This is a genomic window from Bradyrhizobium rifense, assembly GCF_008123425.1.
Taxonomy (GTDB): domain Bacteria; phylum Pseudomonadota; class Alphaproteobacteria; order Rhizobiales; family Xanthobacteraceae; genus Bradyrhizobium; species Bradyrhizobium rifense.
Genome location: NZ_VSSS01000072.1, coordinates 18363 through 41616 on the forward strand (window position 1 = coordinate 18363; position 23254 = coordinate 41616).

Below are 23254 nucleotides of genomic sequence, written 5' to 3' on the forward strand. Positions count from 1 at the left end.
TCTCAGGCGAGAGCTTCACTGATTTAAGGTTCCAAGCCGCAGGTCCTGTGAAGCGCGATGGCCCATTGAGGTACGCTGCTTTCCGACCGCAACGTGAACGAAAGCCTGATATTGCGCTTGAAGACTTACGCAACAAAGCAGGGCTTGTTTCGGCAGGCGATATGAATGGGTTCGCTGGCAATGACTGCTGGCGGGTGGGGAACGCGTCTTTGTTGAACGCGACGGTCGACGAACATCGGCAGGGTTCAATCCGCTCTTGCGCGCGGTGCGCGTGAGGCATGTGAACCGCTGTCATCAGGTCACTCCGAGCAATCAGTAATGCGTGCAACCTTTAGGGCTGGAATTAAAGGCAGGACATGAGAAACGGTCAGAACAAGCAGCGGATGCGCAACCGCAACAACAACAATAACAATAACAACAACAGTAACCGGCGCGGCCAGAACCCGATGACCCGGGTCTACGAATCGAACGGCCCCGACATCAAGATCCGCGGCACCGCCTCGCACATCGCCGAAAAATATCTTCAGCTTGCGCGTGACGCGCGCTCCTCCGGCGACCCCGTCGCCGCCGAAAACTACTACCAGCATGCCGAGCATTATTTCCGCCTGATCGCGGCGGCGCAGGAACAGTTCCGCCAGAACCAGCAGCCGCGCGGCGACGAGCCCATCAGCACCAGCAGCGGTGACGACGGCGAGGACGACGGCGAGAATTTCTCGAATTTCGGCCAGGAGCCGGGCTTCGTTCCGCAGCCTCCGCAGCAGCAACAGCCCTATCAGCGTGACGGCCAGCGCGATCACAATCGCGACTATCAGCAGCGCGACAATAACCAGCAGCCCTATGTTCGCGACCAGCAGCCGCGCGAGCACCGCGAACGCGACCATCGTCCGCAGCCGCAATATCAGCAGCCGCAACCGCCGAACCAGCCGCAGCCTGTCATAGCCGACGCCGGCAATGTCGACCGCCTGCCGTCCTTCATCACCGGCGCGCAGCCGCCGCAGACGAACGGCGCTCCGGGCGGCTTCGAAGCTGGCAATGGCGGCGGTGGCGAACGTTTCCCGCGGCGGCGCCGCCGGCCGCATAACGGCCCGCGCCCCGAGCGCGAGGCTGCTCCTGCCGCTTCCGGCGACGATCTCGCCCCCAGCGAGTAAGCTGCAACCAAATCCTGGATTGACGATGCATGATCGTCCCGGCCTCGCCGGGACGATTTGTTTTCAGCGCCGCGTCACTGTCGAGGACGGCACCAGCACCGGCTTTGCCAACGAAGGAATCAGCCGCGCCCGTTCGCGCTTGGCGGGGATCGCGCGATAGACCTGCTTGGTCGCTTCGACGATGTGAACCCCGGCAAAAGGCAGCGACAGCGCTGCTCCAGCGCGCTCCCACATCTGCGCCGATTTCAGCACCCAGCGGCCCGCATAAGGCGGCATGAACAAGGCCTCGCCCCAGCCGGTCGGCGTGAACCAGGTCTGGCGCAACAGGTCCGTGATCTGGGAGCGCGAATAGGGACGGCCGTGGCCGAACGGCGTGTTGTCGCTGCGCGTCCACACGCCGCGCCTGTTCGGGATCACCGCCATGACGCGGCCGGACGGCGACAGCACCCGCCAGACCTCCCGCAACAGCGCGGCTGGATCGTCCGACATCTCGAGCGCATGGACCAGCAGGATGCGGTCGACCGCAGCGTCGGGAAGCGGCAGCGAGAACTCATCGACCAGCGCAGCCAGCGCGGGCCGCCCCGTGGGCCATTTCAACACGCCCTGGGCCGCCGGCATGAAGGCAATGCAGCGCTCCGCGTCCTCGCGGAACAGGCCGAGATAGGGCGTGGGATAGCCGATGCCGAGCACGCGCTGGCCCTCGGCGTTCGGCCAGCACTCCCGGATGCCGCGATTGATCATCTGCCGCGCCACAATCCCGAGGCGACGGGAATAGAACTCGCGAAGGTCGACGACATCGATGGTCATGACGGCAATGTAACATGCACAAGGCGGCGGCCGCGCGCGGAATATTGCATTGCCTGCGCAACGTTAACGCCATATTTGTCTGACGGGGTTGAGCGCGATGGAGATGTCATGGCCGCCGAAATTCGTACTTTCACCTGTTTAAACGACAATTTCGGTTATCTGATCCACGATGTGGAAACCAAGGCAACCGCCTCGATCGACGCACCGGAAGCCGGTCCCATCATCAAGGCGCTGGAGCGCGAGGGCTGGCACCTCACCGACATCCTGATCACCCATCATCATGGCGATCATGTCGGCGGTGTCGCCGAACTCAAGCAGAAATACAATTGCCGCGTCGTCGCGCCGCATGACAAGACGACGAAGATTGCCGATGTCGATTTGCGTGTCGCCAATGCGGATGTGGTCAAGGTCGGCACGCTGCTCGGGCGCGTGCTGGAAACGCCCGGCCACACGCTCGACCATATCTCCTACGTGTTCGACACCGAGAAGACGCTGTTCGCCGCCGATACGCTGTTCTCGATCGGCTGCGGCCGCGTGTTCGAGGGCAACTACCCTATGATGTGGGACTCGCTGTTGAAGCTGCGGGCCCTGCCCGACGACTTCAAGCTCTATTGCGGCCACGAATACACGGCCTCCAACGTCAAGTTCGCGCTGACCGTCGATCCCGACAATGCGGCCCTCCAGGCGCGCGCGGCGGACGTGACGAGGCTGCGGGCGGAGAACAAGCCGACCATTCCCTCACTGCTTGGTGATGAGAAGCGAGCAAACGTGTTCCTGCGCGCTGATGAACCGTCGGTCGCAGCCAGGCTACACATGAAGGGCGCGGATGCCGCCGCAGTGTTCGGCGAGTTGCGCGAGCGCAAGAACAAGTCCTGAAGACCGAGTTCTGACGACCAAGTCCTGACGGGGATCGATGCCGACCGCAGCCGAGATCATCGCGCGCCTTGAGCTCCGCCCGCACCCCGAGGGCGGATACTATCGCGAGACCTTTCGCGACCAGACCACCGACGCCAACGGCCGCTCGCGCTCGACCCTGATCTACTTCCTGCTCGCACGCGGCGAGCGCTCGCACTGGCATCGCATCGATGCGGTCGAGACCTGGCACTATTATGCCGGCAGCCCGTTGACGCTGCGCATCGCCCATGAGGGCTGCTCCCAGCACGAGGTGCGGCTCGGCACGGACCTCGTGAGCGGCGAGCGGCCGCAGGCCATCGTGCCGGCGGATGCGTGGCAGATGGCGGAGACCACCGGCGAGTGGACGCTGGTCGGCTGCACCGTGGCCCCCGCCTTCGAATTCGCAAAGTTCGAGCTCGCGCCGAAAGGCTGGGAGCCTTAACCCCAGACTCTCACCGCTTCTTCAGCACCATGTCCTTTGCCGCGATCAGGCCGCCGCCGGCGATCAGAATTGCGGCGATCGCAATGTTGGCACTGGCTTTGGCAAAGCCGGCGGCGATGAGAAAGCCGGTCGAGAGCAGCGGCGTCGCGTAGGACGCGGCGCCGAGCACGCGGATGTCGCCGCGCTTCATGCCGATGTCCCAGGCGTAGAAGGCAGCGCCGACGGGACCGACGCCGAGTGCGATCACGGCAAGCCATTGCAAATTCGTCTCGGGCCACACCGTGGTTTCGAGCAGACCATGCATCAGCGCGGCGAGCAGGGATGTGGCGAGGCAGAAGCCTGCGACCGCGTCGGTCGGCACCGCCTTCAATCGCCGTGACAGCACCGAATAGGCCGCCCAGACGAAGGCGGCGATGAAGGCCGCTATCAATCCCGGCACCGCGCCCGGTGCGAAGCCGGAGGTATTGCCGGCAAACAGCAGCACGGTGCCAACGAGGCCGAGCACGGCGCCGATGATGTGATGCACGGCCAGCCGCTCGCCCGGCAGGAACGACGAGAACAGCACGATCAGCAGCGGCCACATGTAATTCAGAAGGCCGGCTTCGGCCGGCGGCGCGAAGCGCAGCGCGAGGAAATAGAGCGCGTGATAGCCGAACAGGCCGCCAACGCCGACGAGCCACACGACGAGCGGCTGACGCAGGCTTTTCGCGGCGTCGCCGCGGCCAATCCAGGTGAGGAGGCCGACGAGACCGCCGACGGCAAAGGTCATCGCAGCGAGCTGGAACGCCGGGATCTTTCCGGTCGCCACCGTCATCACTGACAACAACGACCACATCAGGATCGCGGTCAGTCCGATCAGTGTGGCGGTGCGCGGGGTCATGGATCAAAGGGCTCTGAGGACGCTTATGCCCGGCACGGGGCCGGGCACATTTGCGTCTTCACTATCGCCTTGTCACGCCCAACGCTACAGGCTTGACGCCATATCAGGCGTGATACTGACCGCCATTGATGGTCAAGGTCGAGCCGGTGATGAAGCCGGCCTCGTCGGCTGCGAGGAACACGACCGCGCGCGCGATCTCTTCGGGCTCGCCGAGCCGGTTGACCGGAATCTGCGGGATCACGCTCTTCTCCAGAACGTCCTTCGGCACGGCCTGCACCATCTCGGTATTGATATAGCCAGGTGCAATGGCGTTGACGGTGATGCCGCCCTTGGCGTTCTCGATGGCGAGCGCCTTGGTGAAGCCGATGTCGCCGGCCTTTGCCGCGGAATAATTGACCTGACCGAACTGCCCCTTCTGGCCGTTGATCGACGAGATCGAGATGACGCGGCCGAACTTGCGCGCGCGCATGCCTTCGATCACCTGACGGGTCATATTGAACAGCGAGCCGAGGTTGGTGTTGATGACGGCGTTCCACTGCTCAAGCGTCATCTTGTGGAAGGCGGTGTCGCGGGTGATGCCGGCATTGTTGACGAGGACTTCGACCGGGCCGAGATCGGCCTCGACCTTCTTCACGCCTTCGGCGCAGGCATCGAAATTGCTGACGTCCCATTTGTAGACGGCGATGCCGGTCTCGGCCTTGAACTTCTCCGCCGCCGTATCATTGCCGGCATAGCTCGCCGCGACCTTGTAGCCGGCCGCCTTCAGCGCCTTGCTGATCGCAGCTCCGATGCCCCGCGTACCACCCGTCACCAATGCAACTCGTGCCATATCGTATTCCTTCCCTTGGACTCTTCGGACGTTTCTGAGCGATGGTTTTTAGTGGTGGATTATGCGGTTGGTTTGACGGACATCAAGAACAAAACGCCCGGCGTTGAGCCGGGCGTTTGTATTTAGTCGAGGCTAGCGCAGTTGCGAAGAATATTTGATTTGCAACCGCTGCCTTTTTAGTCGCGTGCAACGCACTCACTGACGCGTGCAGCGCACGCGTCAGTTAAGTGTAAGTTCAGTCGCGCGCCAGACACATCGCGATACCCATGCCGCCGCCGATGCACAGCGTGGCGAGGCCCTTCTTCGAATCACGCTTCTGCATTTCGTGCAGCAGCGTCACCAGCACGCGCGCGCCGGAAGCGCCGACCGGATGGCCGATCGCGATCGCGCCACCGTTGACGTTGACCTTGGAGGTGTCCCAGCCGAGGTCCTTGTTGACGGCGCAAGCCTGCGCCGCGAAGGCTTCGTTGGCCTCGATCAGATCGAGATCGCCGACGCTCCAGCCGGCCTTCTTCAGCGCGGCGCGCGAGGCCGGGATCGGGCCCGAGCCCATGATCTTCGGATCGACGCCGGCCTGTGCCCAGGACACGATGCGCGCGAGCGGCTTCTTGCCTTCCTTGGCGGCCTGCTTTGCGGTCATCAGCACCACGGCGGCAGCGCCGTCATTGATGCCCGAGGCCGAGCCAGCGGTGACCGTGCCTTCCTTCTCGAACGCGGGACGAAGCTTCGCCATCGCATCGATCGTGGCACCATGGCGCGGATATTCGTCGACGCTGACGACGACATCGCCCTTGCGGCCCTTGATGGTGACGGGGACGATCTCGTCGTTGAACTTGCCGGCCTTCTGCGCCGCTTCGGCCTTCTGCTGCGAGGCGACCGCGAATTCGTCCTGCTGGGCACGGGTGATCTGCCACTGCCGCGCGACGTTCTCGGCGGTGTTGCCCATGTGGTAGCCGTTGAAGGCATCCCACAGGCCGTCCTTGATCATGGTGTCGACGAACTCGACCGGGCCCATCTTGACGCCGCCGCGCAGGTACTGCGCGTGCGGGGCCATGCTCATGGATTCCTGGCCGCCAGCGACGACGATCTCGGAATCACCGTTGAGCAGCGCCTGATAGCCGAGCGCAACCGTGCGCAGGCCCGAGCCGCAAAGCTGGTTGACGCCCCAGGCCGGGCTTTCCACCGGAATGCCGGCCAGGATCGAGGCCTGACGGGCCGGGTTCTGGCCCTGAGCAGCGGTCAGGATCTGGCCCATGATGACTTCGGAGACCCGGCCGGGCTCGATGCCACCGCGCTCCAGCGCAGCCTTGATGGCGATCGCGCCGAGATCGTGGGCGGGAAGGGTCGCGAACGCTCCGTTGAAGCTTCCGACCGGGGTGCGGGCGGCGCTGACGATGACGACATCGTCTGACATGGGCATCTCCTGGGGTTGAATGGGGGCAGACGGGGCTGGGAAACGGCTCGCCAGTCTCGAACGGCATCCTGTTAACGTCATTGAGGCATGTCAATCGGCAGGTCACCGAATTCATGCCGCAACGCATTCAAAATAGCGTTCTTGGCGATTTCGCAAGCACGTTTTTGCTGTGCAATTAACCGTGCCGCACAAAACGGTAGCGTGACCCCTTTGAAAATGCTTATTTTGTTGCGTTGCGTACTCTTCCCGCCCTGCGGCATTGGCCCTGCAGGTTCCCGTTCTCAGCGTCTTTGAAGTGAGAGCCCATGGCGAAATCAGACCAACCCACCACCATCAAGAAATACGCGAACCGCCGGCTCTATAACACCGGAACGAGCACCTACGTGACGCTGGAAGACCTCGCCGCCATGGTCAAGGACGGCGAAGATTTCCTGGTCTACGACGCCAAGACCGGTGACGACATCACCCGCTCCGTGCTCGCGCAGATCATCTTCGAGCAGGAGAACAAGGCCGGCCAGAACCTGCTGCCGACCACCTTCCTGCGCCAGCTGATCCGCTTCTACGGCGACAGCATGCAGATGGTGGTGCCGAAATATCTGGAGCAAGCCATCGCGTCGCTGACCCAGGAGCAGGAAAAGTTCCGCAAGCAGATCGCCACCTCGCTGTCCGGAACCCCGTTTGCCCCGCTCGAAGAACAGGTCCGCCGCAATATGGAGCTGTTCCAGCAGACCTTCTCGATGTTCAAGCCGTTTGTCCCCACGCCGGGCCGCTCCGAGGCGGAGCCCGATGCGAGCGCCGAGCCGACCAAGGACACCAACATCGACGATTTGCGCCAGCAGATGAAGGACATGCAGGAGCGCCTCGAAAAGATGTCGAAGAAGGACGAATAGGTCTTTCGTCCGCACCGGCGCGTCCGCATCCGCGGACGCGCGAGCTCCCGATTGATTGCGGCATCGCCATTTGCGTGCTGCCCTCCCGGCCAAGGCCGGAGCCGCCATGTCTGACCGAACCACGCACTGGCAGAATGTCTACGCCACCAAGGGCGAGACCGAGGTCAGCTGGTTTCAGGACAGTCCGGCGATCTCGTTTGAGATGATTCGTGCGGCCAGTCCGGATCGTGCTGCGGCCATCATCGATATTGGCGGCGGCGCGTCGCGGTTGGTCGATGTCCTGCTTCAAGACGGATATCGCGATCTCGCCGTGCTGGACCTTTCCGCCAACGCGCTCGACGCAGCGCAAAAGCGAATCGGCGCGGCCGCCTCAACTGTCGACTGGATCGTCGCCGACGCCACCACATGGCGGCCGACGAAGATCTGGGACGTCTGGCACGATCGCGCGGCGTTTCACTTCCTGACTGACCCGCACGACCGGGCCGCTTACGTCGAGCGCTTGCGGTCGGCGGTTGCGCCGGGCGGGCAAGCGATCATCGCGACATTCGCGCCCGATGGCCCGGAGAAATGCAGCGGGCTGCCGGTGCAGCGGCATGACAGCGCGAGCCTTTCGGCAGAGCTCGGGCCGGAGTTCGAACTGGTCGAGACGCGCAGCGAGACGCATCACACGCCGTGGCATTCGACGCAGGCGTTCCAGTTCAGCCGGTTTCGACGGCGTTGCTAGCTCTCATCAGGCTGCCAGCTTCACCGCATGCGCAAAATCCCAATAGAGCTTGCGCGCTTTGGCGTAGAGCGGGCCCGGCTTCAGCTCGCGCTCGTCAATGCGAATCACCGGCGCGACCTTGGCGAAATTGCCAGTGGAGAATATCTCGTCGGCGGCCAGGAAATCGGCGTAGCGCAGCGTCTTCTCGACCACGGTGACGCCGTCGCCGCGGAGCAGGCTGATCACGCGCTGGCGCGTGATGCCGTTGAGGAAGGTGCCGTTCGGCACCGGCGTGAAGACGACGCCGTCTTTCGCCATGAACACGTTGGAATTGCCGAACTCCGCGACATTGCCGAGCATGTCGAGCATCAGCGCGTTCTGGAAGCCGCGCGAGGCGGCCTCCGCCAGCGCCCGTGAATTGTTCGGGTAGAGACAGGCGGCCTTGGCATCGACCGGCGCGCACTCGGCGGTAGGCCTGCGGAACGGCGACAGCGTGATCGCATTGCCGACCGGTTTCGGCATCGGCGCCTCGTAGATACACAGACACCAATTGGTGGTTTCAGGATCGAACAGCACGCCGCCGCCCGCGCCGTTCTGCGCCCAGTACATCGGACGGACATAGAGCTCGGCATTCGGCGCAAAGCGCGCAATGCCTTCGTTTGCGAGCGTGAGCCAGATGCCGGCATCGACCACCGGCTTCAGGCCAAAATTGATCGCGGACTGATTGGCGCGGGCGACGTGGCGGTCAAGATCCGGCGCCACTCCCTCGAATGCGCGCGCACCGTCGAACACGACCGAGCCGAGCCAGGCCGCGTGCGTGCGCGGCCCCATGATCGGTACGTTGCCGTCATGCCATTTGCCCTCGAAGAAGGTCCAGCTCGGCGAATATTCGATCGGCTTCTTGATCTCGGCCATGACCGGCCTCCCCTCGAAAAATATCCGGGCACTATTGTCCCAATTTCTAAACGATTTGCTGCAGGGAAGCACCAACTCTCCCCCAGGAGGCTGAGACAAAAGCGCGACCAAACCAGCTATAGTGTCGGCCACGTCACGGAGTTTCCCATGCCGCTCGATCCGCTCGCAAAACGCTTGTTGACCATGATGGCTGCCGCCGCGCCGCAGGCGCGGAGCCGGCCGAGCGTCGAGGCGCGGCGACAATCGCTGGCGAAGCTGATGCAGTTCGCGCGCACTGATGCGCCGGATGTGACGGCCTCCGACGGCACGCTGCCCGGCCCCGGCGGAGAGCTGCCCTATCGGCTCTATTCGCCGGCGTCGGCCGGCGAGCGCGCGCCGGGCTTCGTGTTCTTTCATGGCGGCGGGCTCGTCGCCGGCAGCATTGCGACGCATGACCGCATCGCGGCGGCACTGGCTCATGTGACCGGCTGCCGCCTCGTTTCGGTCGACTACCGCCTCGCGCCCGAGCACGAATTTCCCGCCGCTGTCGATGACGCCATCGCCGCCACCGAATGGGTGGCGCGCGAAGCTTCATCTCTCGGCATCGACGCCGAGCGGCTGGTTGTCGGCGGCGACTCCGCCGGTGCGACGCTGGCTGCGATCGTATGCCAGGAGGCGGCGCAGAGCACCGGCCTCTCCATCGTCGCGCAATGCCTGATCTGCCCGGTGCTGGATTTCGAGGAGACTTCGCCCTCGCGCGAGGCTTTTGCCGAGGGACATCTGATCGATCGCGCAACAATCGAGGCGGATCTCGCCGACTACCTGCCCGAGGGCCTGGATGCCGCCGATCCCCGCATCTCGCCGCTCCGCGCGACGCGTCTCTCAGGCCTGCCGACGGCAATCATCCACACCGCCGAGTTCGACCCGATGCGCGACGAGGGCAATGCCTATGCGCGCAAGCTGCTCGCCGCGGGCGTCGCGGTCGAGCACGTCTGCCATGACGGCATGGTCCACAATTTCCACGCCATGGGCGCGATCCTGCCGCAGGCGCAGCTCGTGCTGTCGCAGATCGGCGAGCAGGTCAGGCGCGCGGTGGAGAAATAAGGGCGCGACTCACACGCGTGCGTCGAGCACCGCTCTCGCTGCCACGACATAGTCCGGCCAATGCGCATCCGCATAGCGTTCGGCCTGGCGTGCGCAGGTGACGTCGGGCGCATGCGCGGCGGCAATGATGCGCGCGAAGCGCTCTTCAGCAATCGTCGCATCGCCAACGGCCGGTGCCGGCGCGGCGGCCATTGCGGTCGGAGCCACGGCGAGCCCCGCCATTCCAGCGAGCAGGATGCGGCGTGACGTGTTCATGGCGGTCGTCTCCATTGTCCGGCCTGCACAGTGGCGGGCGAGTGTGTCAATGCGATCACGGCAGGGTAACCGCGCACATGCGCATCGTCCATTGCCCGCGAATAGACCTTGACCACACGAACGATCACGTTCCAACTAGCGGGCGGTTCCGTCACCAGAGCGCCACGCGCCGGATTGTCACGTGTCCCACCGCAGCCCAGCGTCCCACTCGGTCTTGCGTGCTGTCGCAATGGGACTCCTGTGTCTGACGATCCCGGCGGGCGCCGCCTGCGCTGCCGATAGGGACGAGGACACGGTGGCAAAGCCTGTTGTCCCGAACATCTACCTCGATCTTCGCACGACCTATGCAACGATCCCTGCGGGCACGCTCGGGCTCGGTTTCGGCAACACCTCACTCTCGGCCGCGTTCGAGGCGCTGGCGGCACAGCGCGGCGCGACGCTGCCGAACGGCTTGCCTGCCGCGAAATCGATTGCCGTTGACCTGCCGCTGACCGTGGATGTCAGCGATCGCGTATCGCTCTATGGCGGTGTATCAGGCTCGACGACGGATATCGGCGGCGGCTGGTCGACGTTCGACATCACCAGTTGGAACATCGGCGTGCAGGCCGACCTCTACCAGCAGAACGGCGGCAGGATCCCGACGATCACGCTGCAATCCACGCTGACCCAATCGGTGCCGAACGAACAGGGCATGACGAATTCGTTCAACAACATCCTGGAATTCGACTACGCGCTCGACAAGGACGAGACGCGCGGCTGGCTCGCCGGCGTGCAATACACCCACACCGACATTGCCAGCCTGGTTGCCCGGATCAGGCCGAACACAATCCTCTACGCCGGCGGCTATTACCAATGGCCGAGCAACTGGAAATTCACCGGGCGCCTCGGCGTGCAGTCGTTCGGCGGTGCGCAGCTCGCAGGCCGGACGCTTGCGGAGCCGTTCACCCAGCCGATCCTGCGCCTCGACCTCGACCGCATGGATGACAATGACAACCGTCTGTTCGGCATCACCGCACAGATCGCCTGGATGCCGAAGCCGTCCTACCAGGTGACGCTGCGCACGCCGCTTTATGCCGTGCGCAACTGACCCGCGGGTCCTGATGGATTTTCGCTGAAGTTCCGCGTCAACCAATCGTTAATCCTCATCCGAAAACATCAATCGCGTTACGTTGTCGCAAGGAACCTTGCGCGACACTCAGGCGGCTTTTCGCATCGTGTTGAAGCCTTGGAGATTGCGAATGTCCCGCTTGGTGCCGGAACGGACGTTCCTGGCTGGGAAGATCATCTTCAATTTCGGCCAGTCGTCGATCGACTGCGTCGTGCGTCGGCTGTCCGAGGAGGCGGCGACGCTCGAGATGCAGAGCGGCCTCGGCGTGCCTGACCACTTCCAGCTCAGACTTGCGGGACGCGATATCCTGAGCTGCCGCGTGATCTGGCGCTCGGACCGTCAGGTCGGGGTCGGCTTCGAACAGCCGGGCAGCGTCGAACGCCCCACCAACGACGGGCAGGGGCGTTCGCCCGACTCGCTGATGCGGGCCCAGATGCTGGCCCTGCGTGCGGCCCTGGATCATGTGCCGACCGGCATCGTGCTGCTTGACGACCGCCTCAGGGCGCGCCTCATCAACCGGTCGTTTCGCCAGATGTGGCACCTGCCCGACCAGGTCGCCGACAGCAATCCATCCATTCTCACGCTGCTTTCCCACGGGCGCGACATCGGGGCCTACGAGGTGCCTGATCCCGCCCTCGAAGCCCATGTGAAAGAGCGTGTCCGCGTGATCGAGGCGGGCGATCCGACACCCATCGATGTGCGCCGAACCAATGGCGATGTCGTGCGCGTCCAATGCACGCCATTGCCCGACGGCGGGCGCATGCTGACCTATACGCCCGTCACCGACATCGTGCGCTTTTCCGACGAGCTGAAGCTGCTGCGCGACGCCCTGGAAAACGTTCAGGACGGCGTTCTCCTTCTCGACTCCGACTTGAACGCGAGTTTCATGAACCTGCGGATGCGGCGGTTCTGGGAGGTGAGCGAGGAAGAAGCCGCTACTCGCCCGGCCTATGCTTCGCTGGTGAGCCGCGCGCAGCGCGCGAGCGCACCGGACCTTGCGGCAAACGAGCTGGCGAAATTCCCCGGCAAGCGCCTCGCCGAGGTCAAGGCGGGCGATCACGTGCGCGACCTCCGGACGCCCGACGGGCGACAGATCAGAGCCCATTGCACCACGATGTCGAACGGCGGCCGCATGCTGACCTATGTCGACATCACCGATCTCAACGACAAGGCCAACATGCTGGAGCGGCTCGCGACCACCGATCCGCTCACCGGCCTGTACAACCGCCGGCATTTCCTGAGCTCGCTCGATGCGGAATGGAGCCGCTTCCAGCGCTACTACCGCTCGGTCTCCGTCCTGATGCTCGACATCGATCACTTCAAGTCGGTCAACGACCGCTACGGTCACGCGGTCGGCGACGAAGCGATCAAGGCTGTTGCAGCCGCATGCAACGAGGGCAAGCGCAAGTCCGATCTCGTCGGTCGCATCGGTGGTGAGGAGTTCGCGGTTCTTCTGCCCGAAACCAGCCTGTCACGCGCCAAGCTCGTCGCCGAGCGAATCCGCAAGCGCGCGATGGCGATCCGGCTGAACGCTCATCAGGTGCAGTTCGGGATCACCGTGAGCATCGGCATTGCCGAGGCCAGCGTCAGCATGTCCGGCATCGACGCGCTGATGGGCGCGGCCGATCAGGCGCTCTACCAGGCCAAGGCCGAAGGCCGCAATCGCTGCATCGCCTGGACGCCCCCGCCGCCTGCCAGCAGGGCGGCGGAGTGATCGTCGCAAACACTTCTACTCCGGCACCGGCACATCAAAGGTGTTCAGCGTGACCGAGACCATGCAGTAGACGCCGACGAGATAGGACAGCTCGGCCGCGCCATGCTCGCCGAATTCCTTCACGGCAGCCCGATAGGTCAGCTCAGGCAGCACGCCGCCGCTGACCAGGGCAGATGCCATGTCGTAGGCAACCGCCTCCTGCTTGGTCAGATCGACCGGCCGCTGTCCGGCGACGATGGTCGCGAGCTTCTCGTCGGAAAGACCGCGCTGCTCGGCCACCAGCACGTGAGCGTAAAGCTCGTAGCCGGAGCGGAAATGCGAGCCGGTGACGAGGATCGCGACCTCGCGCACCGGCGCCGGCAGCAGCGGATTCGACGCGATCGCCTTGACCAGCTCCCACACAGGCCCACCGAAGCGCGGCTCGCGGATCCAGGGATTCCAGGGACCGAGCAGCGCGCCGTCGTCGCGCATATTCACAAAGCCCTTGAAGTGGTCCTTGATGCCCGCTTGCATGTCGGCATAGAGCGGCTTCTGTTCGTCGCTCAGCTCTTTCGGATCGAGAATGGGAAGGCGCACGGCGGGATCTCCTCGTTGAGAAGGCCGAAAGCTCGCGCGCGTGCGCGCACATGGCAAGTGAAGTTGCCGTGACGACCGTGCAATTTCGCAAATGACAGAGAGACGCCGCTATGAAGCCTTCAGGGCGTCATGGGCTCTGCGGATTGACGACATCGTCGACTGCAAGCGCCAGCGGCTGCGCGGTGTCGAGGAACGATGACAAGGCCGCTTCGAACGGCGCCGGATCGAGACCGCGCGCGGCGAGCCAGGCGGGCTCGTAATACGTCTGCCGGTAACGCTCGCCGGAATCGCAAATCAGTGTCACCAGCGATCCGGTCTGGCCTGCCTTGCGCATCTCCGAGGCGAGACGGCACAGCGCCAGGAAATTGGTGCCGGTGGAACCGCCGACCGCGCGTCGCAGCCGGCGCGACAGCACGTTCATCGCGGCGATCGTGGCCGCATCCGGAATCTTCATCATGCGGTCGACCACGCCCGGCACGAACGACGGCTCGCAGCGCGGACGGCCGACGCCTTCGATCAGCGAGGGGCGTTCGCAAACATGGGAGCGGTCCTGCGTACGGAAGCAATCGAAAAAGGCGGAATGCTCGACGTCGGCGACGCACAGCCGCGTCGGATATTGGCGATAGCACAGATAACGACCGATGGTGGCCGAGGTGCCGCCCGTGCCCGCCCCCATCACGATCCAGTCCGGCAGCGGACGCAACTCGCCCTTCAACTGGGTGAAGATCGATTCGGCGATGTTGTTGTTGCCGCGCCAGTCGGTGGCGCGCTCGGCGAAGGTGAACTGGTCCATGTAATGGCCGCCCAGCCGGGCCGCGAGCGCGGCGGCCTCCGCATAGAGCGCGCGGCCGTCGTCGATCAGATGGCAATTGCCGCCGTAATGCTCGATCGCGGCGATCTTTTCCGCCGAGGTCGTGCGCGGCATCACGGCGTAGAAGGGCACGCCGATCATCTGCGCGAAATAGGCTTCCGACACCGCGGTCGAGCCCGACGACGCCTCCACGACGGGCGTGCCTTCGCGGATGTGGCCGTTGCAGAGCGCGTAGAGGAACAGCGAACGCGCCAGCCGGTGCTTCAGGCTGCCGGTCGGATGCGTGGACTCGTCCTTCAGATAGAGGTCAATGCCTGATAGCGCCGGCACGATCAGCCGGATCAGATGGGTGTCGGCCGTGCGGCACTGGTCGGCTTCTATCGCGGCCACGGCCTCGTCGACCCAGCCGCGCTGGTAGGCCGGAGCGACGGGATCATGCTGGCGAAAGGGAAGCGGCGGCATCGGACGAATCTCTCATGATGCGCATCGCGCATCAAGTGCGCCGCTCAAAACTCCAGCGGCGCGTTGTCGACCACTTCCTTCATCACGAAGAAAGTGCGGGTCTGTCGCACGCCGGGCAGCGCGATCAGCAGCTCGCCATGGATGCGGTTGAAATCCTCCATGTCGCCGACACGGATCTTCAGGAAGTAGTCGAAATCGCCGGCGACGAGGTGGCAGTCGAGCACGAATTTCAGCTTGGCGATCACCTGCTCGAAGGCCGCAAAGCTCTCCGGGGTCGAGCGGTCGAGCACGACGCCGACCATCACCAGCGTGCCCTTGGCCACCTTCTTCGGCGCCACCATGGCGCGGACCGCGGCGATAAAGCCGTCCTCAAACAGGCGCTGGGTGCGGCGATGGCAGGTGGCGGGGCTGATCGCGACGGTTTCGGCCAGCTCGGCATTGCTGAGCCGGCCGTTATTCTGCAGCAATCTCAACATCTTGAGGTCGATACGATCGAGACGAGCAGACATGGAAGAAGCTTCCGTGAATTAGCACCATTACGGAAGGAATATTAGCTAATCTCATGATCTTCGCAAGATTACGCGCAATATGGCCGCAATATTCGAGAGCACCTTTTTACGGTGCGATGCTAGCCACATCCCAGACACCAACGCCAATCGGGATGATCCAATGAACCTGGACAAATTCGCGCGCTATCCGCTGACCTTCGGCCCGACGCCCATCGAGAAGCTGGAGCGGCTGTCGAAGCACCTCGGCGGCAATGTCGAGATCTACGCCAAGCGTGAGGACTGCAATTCCGGTCTCGCCTACGGCGGCAACAAGCTGCGCAAGCTCGAATACATCATCCCCGACGCGATCGCGTCGAACGCCGACACGCTGGTCTCGATCGGCGGCGTGCAATCGAACCACACCCGCATGATCGCCGCGGTCGCCGCCAAGATCGGCATGAAGTGCCGCCTGGTCCAGGAAGCCTGGGTGCCGCACGAAGACGCCGTCTATGACCGTGTCGGCAACATCATGCTCTCGCGCATCATGGGCGCCGACGTGCGCCTGGTCGACGACGGTTTCGACATCGGCATCCGCAAGAGCTGGGAGCAGGCGATCGAGGACGTGAAGGCAGCGGGCGGCAAGCCCTACGCGATCCCCGCCGGTGCCTCCGTGCATAAATTTGGCGGGCTTGGCTATGTCGGCTTCGCCGAGGAGGTGCGCAAGCAGGAGAAAGAGCTCGGCTTCAAGTTCGACTACATCGTGGTCTGCACCGTGACCGGCTCGACCCATGCCGGCATGCTGGTGGGCTTCGCCGACGACGACCGTGCGCGCAAAGTGATCGGCATCGACGCCTCCTTCACCCCGGCGCAGACGAAAGCGCAGGTGCTCTCGATCGCGCAGAACACCGCAAAGCTCGTCGAGCTCGGCAAGGACATCGTTGCAGACGACGTCGTGCTGATCGAGGACTACGCCTATCCCGCCTATGGCGTTCCGTCGGAGGAGACCAAGGAGGCGATCCGCCTCACCGCACGGTTGGAGGCGATGATCACTGACCCCGTCTATGAAGGCAAATCGATGCAGGGCCTGATCGACCTGACCCAGAAGGGCCATTTCGAGAAGGGCGCGAAGATTCTCTACGCGCATCTCGGCGGCGCGCCGGCGCTCAACGGTTACGGCTACGCGTTCCGGAACGGGTGAGGTCGTACCTCGCGCCTCCACTCCGCTGTCGTCCCGGGCAAGCGTAAGCGCAGACCCGGGACCCATAACCCCAGGGAGATGTTTGGCGAAGAACGTCTCCCCGCGTGCCCCAAGATAGATCACGCGGTATGGATCCCGGATCTACGCTCCGCTTGTCCGGGATGACGAGACGGCCCTACCGCGTCTTCACGATCTGCAGCAGCTCGTCGCCATAGTGCTCGAGCTTCTTGTCGCCGATGCCGGGGACGTTGCGCAGCTCGCCAAGCGTGGTCGGCCAGGCCCGGACGATGCCGTCGATGGTGGCATCGTGCAGCACGACATAGGCGGGCACGCCGCGTTCGCGCGCGATATCCGAGCGCCAGGCGCGCAGCCGCGCCCGCAATTCGGGATCGACATCGCCTTGCGGCGCATTGGCCGCTGGCGCGAGATCGCCGCGGCGGGATTTTGCGCGGCTTGACCGGACCCGTGTGCCCGGCGATTCCTCGCGCAGCCATACCTCCGTTTCGCCACGCAGCACACCGCGCGCGGAGTCTGTCAGCTTCAGCGCGCCAAAGGCTTCGCTGTCGCTCTGCAGATGCCCCATCGCCACCAGCTGCCGCAGCACCGTGCGCCACTGCTTCTCGTTGAGCTCGCGCCCAATGCCGAACACCGACAGCTGGTCGTGGCCGAACTGCGTGACCTTCTCGGTCAGACGTCCGATCAGCACATCGATCAGATGCATCGCCCCGAAACGCTGCCCCGTGCGATAGGCGCAGGACAGCAGCTTCTGCGCCAGCACCTTGCCGTCGCGCATTTGTGGCGGGGTCAGGCAATTGTCGCAATTGCCGCAAGTCTCGCCACGCGAGGTCTCGCCGAAATAGCCGAGCAGTCGCTTGCGCCGGCACTGCGCGGTTTCGGCGAGCCCAACCAGTGCGTCGAGCTTGCCGATCGACACACGCTTGAAATCATCGGAGCCGCTGGACTCGTCGATCATGCGGCGCTGCTGCACGATGTCGGAGAGGCCGTAGGCCATCCACGCCGCCGACGGCTTGCCGTCGCGCCCCGCACGCCCGGTTTCCTGATAATAGGCCTCGATGCTCTTGGGCAGATCGAGATGGGCGACGAAGCGCACGTCGGGCTTGTCGATGCCCATACCGAAGGCGATGGTCGCGACGATGACGATGCCGTCCTCATTGAGGAAGCGGTCCTGATTGCGCGAGCGCACGCCGCCATCGAGCCCGGCGTGATAGGGCAGCGCCGCAATACCGGCCTCGGCGAGTGCGGCAGCGACCTCCTCGACGCGATTGCGCGACAGGCAATAGACCACACCAGCATCGCCCTCATGGCGCTCGCGGATGAACTCCTTCAGCTGCGACACCGCATTGCGCTTGTCGACGATCTCGTAGCGGATGTTGGGCCGGTCGAAGCTCGAGACGAATTGCGGGCTGTCCGTCAGTTGAAGCCGCTGGACGATCTCTTTCCGCGTCAGATCGTCGGCGGTCGCAGTCAGCGCGATGCGCGGCACATTTGGAAAGCGCTCGGCGATGATGGAGAGACCGACATATTCGGGCCGGAAGTCGTGCCCCCATTGCGAGACGCAGTGCGCTTCGTCGATCGCGAACAGCGCCACCTTGGCCTGCGCCAGCATCGACAGGCAGCGCGGCGTCACCAGGCGTTCCGGCGCGACATAGAGCAGGTCGAGATCGCCTGCGATCAGGCGCCGCTCGATGTCGGAGGCCTCCTGCAATGTCAGCGACGAATTCAGCGCGGCGGCGTTGACGCCGGCTTCGAGCAGGCCTGCGACCTGGTCGCGCATCAGCGCGATCAGCGGCGAGACCACGATGCCGCAGCCTTCGCGCAGCAGGGACGGCAATTGATAGCACAACGACTTGCCGCCACCGGTCGGCATCAGCACCAGGCAATTGCCGCCGTCGGCGACGTGCCGGACGATTTCGCCTTGCGCGCCCCGGAACCCCGGCAGGCCGAACACCGAATGCAGCACCGACAGCGCATCGCGGCCATCGGCCGGCGCTGGCAGCGGAGCGGTGGAAGGGGCGGACATGGGCGCGTCGGGGGTTTGCAAGATTCGTCACAACGCCAGTCGCATGACGACGCGGGCGTTGCAAGACTGTTTGCGCGGCGATGGGCGATGTCTTTCCCTCTCCCCCTGCGGGAGAGGGTGGCTCGCCGCCTGGCGGCGAGACGGGTGAGGGGTATCTCTCCGCGAATCACGTCCGACATTGGAGTTTGCGGAGAGATACCCCTCATCCGGCGCTTCGCGCCACCTTCTCCCGCAAGGGGAGAAGGAAGAAAGAGCTACGCCCCGATCCTGCGCAAGGCCTCGGCAACCGTCACGATCGGCACGTTGCGCTTTTCCGCGGCCTTCAGCGCGTGGCGCAACAGGGCCGGCGTGCAGCCATAGGGGCTCGGCGCGTCCACGACGTCATGGCTGTAGAAGATCAGCCAGCCGCCGCTTGCGACCGCCTCGTCGAAATAACGGTCCACGTCCGCCGTATCGATCTCGCAATTGACCAGCGGCGAAGCGCGCAGGAACTGGAGATCGATGACGTCGCTGTTGACGCCAGGAAGGATGCCGCGCGCCGAGCGAAAATTCCGGGCAAGCTGCGGTTTGCGCCAGACCGAGGCGAGGCCATACGGATAGGCGAAATTATCGAGCCGGATCGAGGAGTCGATGCCGAGAAAATGGCTGCGGTTCCGCTCGATCTCGCGCGCCATCGCGCTCTCGTCGAGATCGACCGCGCGCAAATGCGAAAACGTGTGGCAGCCGATCTCGTGGCTGCCGCGATGCAGCCGAACGATCGCTTCGTTCGACAGGCCGCGCCAATGGTCTCCGGGCTGATCGATCAGGCTGCCGGCGAGGTAGAACGTGCCGCGCCCGCCATGCGCTTCCAGCAGCGAGGCGCCCTCGCCTGCGGCGCTGTCGGGGGCGTCATCGAAGGTGAAACTCACCATCGGCGCGTGCGCCGGCAAGCGGTGCGGCGCGGCGCGGAAATGCCGGGCCAGCCGATTGCTCAGGCGTCCGTTGAGAGCCGACAGCACGAGTGCATTCCCTGTGATTCCATATTTCCGTACTGAAACATTTGCGCGCGGTCTGAGGCAAGCTTAACGCTTGGGTAATCCTAACGCAGGACCAAAAGTCCTGGGTTCAAAGTCCTGGGTTAACGCGCGAGCAGCGGAACTTCCGTGTCCGCGCCGAGATATTGCAGCCAGTTGCGGAAAAGTGCCGCTGCGGCGCTGCCGGCCGCGATGTCGGTGCGCAAAGTCAGTGCGGGCAATTCATTGGTCAGTGCCGGGTGCCGCTGATGCCTCGCCCGCTTTTCGAATCGAACCAGCTTCTCCTCCGTCGCTGCGTCAAAATAACTCACGGGGAGCGCCGGATAGGCCTCCCGTTCGCGCGCGAGGAAGCGGCCGATGTCGCGCAAATATTCGCGCTGGAGCGACAGCGCGTCATATTCGGGATGCCCCTGGAAGAACACGAAGCGGCTGTCATACTGCCGGACGAAGACGTCGACGCCAGCCTGGGCCGACCGGGTCAGCACCCGATAGCCGGCCTGCGCGAGATCTCCCTCGGTGACTTCGTTGAGGCGGGAATGCGAGACCTTGAGCGGCGCCGGCGCATCGCGCGTGAGCGCGTCGCCGCTGACAGTCTCGCAGTCGAAGATGCCATGGCATTTGGACGGCAGGCGCTGACGTTCGATGCGATCGAGGTGCAGCACCGCCGCATGTGCGGCCAGGCATGACCAGATCGTCGAGCGGGTATTGGTTCTGGCCCAGTCGATCAGCTCGGTGAGATCGCGCCAGTACGGCTCCTGGTCGAGCTCGGGCGCGACTGGTTCGGCACCGGTCACGATCAGCCCGTCGAACCTCTCGCGCTTGAGATCGGAGAGATCGGAATATTCGCTCTCGACGTGCCACTTTGCTTCCGGCGAACGCTTCACCGATGGCAGCGAGAAGCAATGAAAGCGGATGCGGCGCGGCCCCGCGGCGGCCTGAAGCAGCTTCATGAACTGCCGCTCGGTCGCCTTTAGCGCCGTATCCGGCATGTTGTTGATCAGCCCGATGTTGAGCTCGGCGCCGGCATGATTGCGCGCGAAGTCGCCTTCGGCCGGCACCAGCGCCGGGCTTGCGAAACCTTGATCCCTGTCGATCAAGACGCTCATCGGCCCGATTGCCTACTCCGCGGCCTGAAGACGCGCGGCCGGACAGGCCTTTTCCAGCGCCTGGTCGAGGTCCTCGATGATATCAGCGGCATGCTCGATGCCGATCGAGAGACGGATCGCTTCCGGCAGCACACCGGCTGTGCGCTGCTGCTCCGGCGACATTTGCCGGTGCGTGGTCGAAGCCGGATGGCAGGCCAGCGACTTGGCATCGCCGATATTGACGAGGCGCGTGATCAGCTTCAGCGCATCATAGAAATTCTTGCCAGCCTCCATGCCGCCCTTGATGCCGAAGGTGAACAGCGAGGAGGCGTTGCCGTCGAGATACTTCTGGACCAGCGGATAATAGGGGCTGTCCGGGAATCCGGTGTAGTTGACCCAGGCCACGCGCGGATCTTTGCGCAGGAATTCGGCGACCTTGCGGGCGTTCTCGCAATGGCGCTCCATGCGCAGCGCCACCGTCTCGATGCCCTGGAGCAGCAGGAAGGCGTTGAACGGCGACAGCACCGAACCCATGGTGCGCTGATAGATGCTGCGCGCGCGCTCGACATAGGCGGTCTTGCCGAAGCGCTCGGCATAGACGAGGCCATGATAGGAGGCATCCGGCTTGTTGTAGCCCGGGAAGCGATCGGCGTGCTTGGCCCAGGGGAAATTTCCGGAATCGACGATGGCGCCGCCAAGCGTGGTGCCGTGGCCGCCCAAAAACTTGGTCAGCGAATGCACGGCGATGTCGGCGCCGTAGTCGAACGGCTTGAGCAGGATGGGCGTGGCGACGGTGTTGTCGACGATCAGCGGCACGCCATGGGCATGCGCGATCTTCGCCAGCGCCTCGATATCGCAGACATTGCCGGCCGGATTGCCGATGGTCTCGGCGAACACCGCACGGGTATTCTCGTCGATCAGCTTCTCGATCGCCTCGGGTTTGTCGCTCTCGGCGAAGCGACCGGTGATGCCCTGCCGCGGCAGGATGTGCGAGAGCAGCGTGTGGGTGGTGCCGTAGAGCTGCGGCACGGAGACGATGTTGCCGCCGTGGTCGGCGACGTTGACGAAGGCGAAATGCAGCGCAGCCTGGCCGGTCGCAACCGCGAGCGCGCCGACGCCGCCTTCGAGCTGGGCGATGCGCTTCTCCAGCACCGCGCTGGTCGGATTGGCGATACGGCTGTAACGGAAACCTTCGGCCTCGAGATTGAAGAGAGCCGCGCCATGATCGGCGCTGTCGAAGGCATAGGCCGCGGTCTGGTAGATCGGCACGGCAACAGCGTGCGTGGTGGCTTCGGGCTCGTAGCCGGCGTGGATAGCAATCGTCTCGTTGCGCATCGTACCACCTCCGCGTGGAGCGGGCCGCACTTATTGGCCTGTATGAGGCATGTGCGTTGTCCGCCGTCCCTCTGTTAGAGGCGGGCGGTAAAGCGGACAATAATTCGCTTAGAGATCGAGGAAGTAACCCTAATGATTATTGGTGAATTGGCTAAAATTTGAGTCAATTTGGATTAACTACTCCACTGGTGTCACCAGAAATCCCGCGCGCGGAAAGTGGGCGACGATGTCGCCTGCGAGATCGTCGTGGCGGCGAATGGCGATGCTCTGGGCTGACAGCGAGACGATCCGTCCGCGCACGGCGATCTTGCCGTAATCGTCCGGCCTGACGTCGACGAGGTCGCCGACCTTGCGGCCGTTCGGATCGTGCGGGTCGTTTACCTCTGCTGTCTGCGGCGTCGCTGCCCGACCGATCTCGAGCGCCTCCGCGGTCGAGATCTCGGTCCGCGTGCCATGACCGATCGCACGGACGCGTTCTTCCCAGGCGCGCACTTTGGGACATTCGGCCAGCAGCTGATCGGCGACCGGCAGGTTGGAGCGTACGTACCAGACATTCATGTAAGCATTGATGTCGACGAGACCCGGCGCGGCGCCGCTGAGCCAAGGGTGACTTCCGGCAAGCTGCGTCTCGATCCAGCCGACATGAGCGCGATACTGGTCGCGCATCTGCGGGATCGCCGCCGTCATCGCCGCGATGTCGAATTTCGCGCCACGCAGCTTCTCGCGATCCTCGATGAAGCTCTGCGGCACCTTGTCGGCGAGCGAGCCGAACACGAGGTTCACCGCATTCTGGAAGAAGGATTTGTCGGTCCACATCGCGCTCGCCCAGGCGAGCCCCTCGCCTCCGCCGGGAAACAGGGTCGGCGCGGGAAAGCGGTGCTCGAGTTCGCGGATGATGCGCTGGGTGTCGCAATAGATGTCCGCGCCGATCTGCATCACCGGCGTACGCCGATACCCGCCGGTGAGCGGCATCAGATCCGGACGCGGCATGATCCTGGAGATGCGGACCGAGGTCCAGGCGATCTGCTTCAGGCCGAAGATGAGGCGGATCTTCTCGGAGAATGGCGACTCGTCGAAATGATGCAGGATGACGGGAAGATCGCTCGGCATGGTTCATCCTTCCGATTTCTTGTCAGTCCCTTCTCCCGTGTGGGAGAAGGGAC

The 23254-nt window shown here is 64.1% G+C and carries 23 protein-coding genes; 9 read left to right on the plus strand and 14 right to left on the minus strand.

What is annotated here, in order from left to right:
* The first annotated feature begins 356 nt into the window (after positions 1–356).
* On the plus strand, positions 357–1148 hold the full coding sequence (locus FXB40_RS40325) for a DUF4167 domain-containing protein (RefSeq protein ID WP_148777830.1): 792 nt from the start codon (positions 357–359) through the stop codon (positions 1146–1148).
* A gap of 63 nt (positions 1149–1211) precedes the next feature.
* Here FXB40_RS40325 and FXB40_RS40330 read toward each other — a convergent pair whose 3' ends face one another.
* A complete protein-coding gene (locus tag FXB40_RS40330) occupies positions 1212–1955 on the minus strand; it encodes a methyltransferase domain-containing protein (RefSeq protein WP_148777831.1) in 744 nt (247 codons plus the stop codon).
* Between the two features lie 108 nt (positions 1956–2063).
* Here FXB40_RS40330 and gloB point away from each other — a divergent pair, with 108 nt between their 5' ends.
* Positions 2064–2831, plus strand: a complete 768-nt coding sequence (gene gloB, locus FXB40_RS40335) for a hydroxyacylglutathione hydrolase (protein WP_148777832.1) — start codon at positions 2064–2066, stop codon at positions 2829–2831.
* A gap of 37 nt (positions 2832–2868) precedes the next feature.
* Positions 2869–3291 (plus strand): cupin domain-containing protein, encoded by a 423-nt coding sequence (locus FXB40_RS40340; RefSeq protein ID WP_148777833.1) that lies wholly within the window; start codon positions 2869–2871, stop codon positions 3289–3291.
* 10 nt (positions 3292–3301) lie between these two features.
* On the opposite strand, the gene yddG is transcribed toward FXB40_RS40340, so the two are convergent.
* From yddG to FXB40_RS40355, 3 genes are all read right to left on the minus strand, one after another.
* Positions 3302–4171 (minus strand): aromatic amino acid exporter YddG, encoded by an 870-nt coding sequence (yddG, locus tag FXB40_RS40345; RefSeq protein WP_148777834.1) that lies wholly within the window; start codon positions 4169–4171, stop codon positions 3302–3304.
* 103 nt (positions 4172–4274) lie between these two features.
* Positions 4275–5000 (minus strand): acetoacetyl-CoA reductase, encoded by a 726-nt coding sequence (gene phbB / locus FXB40_RS40350; protein WP_148777835.1) that lies wholly within the window; start codon positions 4998–5000, stop codon positions 4275–4277.
* A gap of 235 nt (positions 5001–5235) precedes the next feature.
* A complete protein-coding gene (locus FXB40_RS40355; RefSeq protein WP_148777836.1) occupies positions 5236–6414 on the minus strand; it encodes an acetyl-CoA C-acetyltransferase in 1179 nt (392 codons plus the stop codon).
* 305 nt (positions 6415–6719) lie between these two features.
* Between FXB40_RS40355 and phaR the strand changes: the two genes are divergently transcribed.
* Positions 6720–7304, plus strand: coding sequence for a polyhydroxyalkanoate synthesis repressor PhaR (gene phaR, locus FXB40_RS40360; protein WP_148777837.1), 585 nt, complete (start codon positions 6720–6722; stop codon positions 7302–7304).
* A gap of 106 nt (positions 7305–7410) precedes the next feature.
* Positions 7411–8028: a class I SAM-dependent methyltransferase gene (locus FXB40_RS40365; protein ID WP_148777838.1), complete on the plus strand. Its 618-nt coding sequence runs from the start codon at positions 7411–7413 to the stop codon at positions 8026–8028.
* A gap of 6 nt (positions 8029–8034) precedes the next feature.
* Here the strand turns inward: FXB40_RS40365 and FXB40_RS40370 are convergent, their stop codons facing one another.
* Complete coding sequence (locus FXB40_RS40370) at positions 8035–8922, minus strand: branched-chain amino acid aminotransferase (RefSeq protein WP_148777839.1); 888 nt, start codon at positions 8920–8922, stop codon at positions 8035–8037.
* A 147-nt stretch (positions 8923–9069) separates the two neighbouring features.
* On the opposite strand from FXB40_RS40370, the gene FXB40_RS40375 reads away from it, so the two are divergent.
* Entirely contained in the window at positions 9070–10005 is a 936-nt protein-coding gene (locus tag FXB40_RS40375) for an alpha/beta hydrolase (protein WP_148777840.1), read from the plus strand.
* Between the two features lie 9 nt (positions 10006–10014).
* Here the strand turns inward: FXB40_RS40375 and FXB40_RS40380 are convergent, their stop codons facing one another.
* Entirely contained in the window at positions 10015–10260 is a 246-nt protein-coding gene (locus tag FXB40_RS40380) for a hypothetical protein (RefSeq protein ID WP_148777841.1), read from the minus strand.
* A gap of 214 nt (positions 10261–10474) precedes the next feature.
* Between FXB40_RS40380 and FXB40_RS40385 the strand changes: the two genes are divergently transcribed.
* Together FXB40_RS40385 and FXB40_RS40390 are read left to right on the plus strand one after the other, a co-directional pair.
* The gene (locus FXB40_RS40385; RefSeq protein ID WP_148777865.1) at positions 10475–11347 is read left to right on the plus strand and encodes a hypothetical protein; all 873 of its coding nucleotides are present in this window, start codon (positions 10475–10477) and stop codon (positions 11345–11347) included.
* A gap of 151 nt (positions 11348–11498) precedes the next feature.
* Complete coding sequence (locus FXB40_RS40390) at positions 11499–13082, plus strand: sensor domain-containing diguanylate cyclase (RefSeq protein ID WP_148777842.1); 1584 nt, start codon at positions 11499–11501, stop codon at positions 13080–13082.
* 15 nt (positions 13083–13097) lie between these two features.
* On the opposite strand, the gene FXB40_RS40395 is transcribed toward FXB40_RS40390, so the two are convergent.
* From FXB40_RS40395 to FXB40_RS40405, 3 genes are all read right to left on the minus strand, one after another.
* Positions 13098–13658: a carboxymuconolactone decarboxylase family protein gene (locus FXB40_RS40395; RefSeq protein ID WP_148777843.1), complete on the minus strand. Its 561-nt coding sequence runs from the start codon at positions 13656–13658 to the stop codon at positions 13098–13100.
* A 127-nt stretch (positions 13659–13785) separates the two neighbouring features.
* On the minus strand, positions 13786–14931 hold the full coding sequence (locus FXB40_RS40400) for a PLP-dependent cysteine synthase family protein (RefSeq protein ID WP_148777844.1): 1146 nt from the start codon (positions 14929–14931) through the stop codon (positions 13786–13788).
* A 44-nt stretch (positions 14932–14975) separates the two neighbouring features.
* Positions 14976–15440: an Lrp/AsnC family transcriptional regulator gene (locus FXB40_RS40405; protein ID WP_148777845.1), complete on the minus strand. Its 465-nt coding sequence runs from the start codon at positions 15438–15440 to the stop codon at positions 14976–14978.
* A 160-nt stretch (positions 15441–15600) separates the two neighbouring features.
* On the opposite strand from FXB40_RS40405, the gene FXB40_RS40410 reads away from it, so the two are divergent.
* The gene (locus FXB40_RS40410) at positions 15601–16617 is read left to right on the plus strand and encodes a 1-aminocyclopropane-1-carboxylate deaminase (RefSeq protein WP_148777846.1); all 1017 of its coding nucleotides are present in this window, start codon (positions 15601–15603) and stop codon (positions 16615–16617) included.
* Between the two features lie 175 nt (positions 16618–16792).
* On the opposite strand, the gene recQ is transcribed toward FXB40_RS40410, so the two are convergent.
* The 5 genes from recQ to FXB40_RS40435 all read right to left on the minus strand — a co-directional run bounded on the left by recQ (position 16793) and on the right by FXB40_RS40435 (position 23201).
* Positions 16793–18658, minus strand: coding sequence for a DNA helicase RecQ (gene recQ / locus FXB40_RS40415; protein WP_148777847.1), 1866 nt, complete (start codon positions 18656–18658; stop codon positions 16793–16795).
* 254 nt (positions 18659–18912) lie between these two features.
* Positions 18913–19656, minus strand: coding sequence for a polysaccharide deacetylase family protein (locus FXB40_RS40420; RefSeq protein WP_148777848.1), 744 nt, complete (start codon positions 19654–19656; stop codon positions 18913–18915).
* A gap of 119 nt (positions 19657–19775) precedes the next feature.
* Positions 19776–20777 carry a homoserine O-succinyltransferase MetA gene (metA, locus tag FXB40_RS40425; RefSeq protein ID WP_148777849.1) on the minus strand — a complete coding sequence of 334 codons (1002 nt, stop codon included), beginning with the start codon at positions 20775–20777 and terminating at the stop codon, positions 19776–19778.
* Positions 20778–20789: 12 nt separating this feature from the next.
* On the minus strand, positions 20790–22091 hold the full coding sequence (locus FXB40_RS40430) for an O-acetylhomoserine aminocarboxypropyltransferase/cysteine synthase family protein (RefSeq protein WP_148777850.1): 1302 nt from the start codon (positions 22089–22091) through the stop codon (positions 20790–20792).
* Between the two features lie 177 nt (positions 22092–22268).
* Positions 22269–23201 (minus strand): glutathione S-transferase family protein, encoded by a 933-nt coding sequence (locus FXB40_RS40435; protein ID WP_148777851.1) that lies wholly within the window; start codon positions 23199–23201, stop codon positions 22269–22271.
* Positions 23202–23254: the final 53 nt, after the last annotated feature.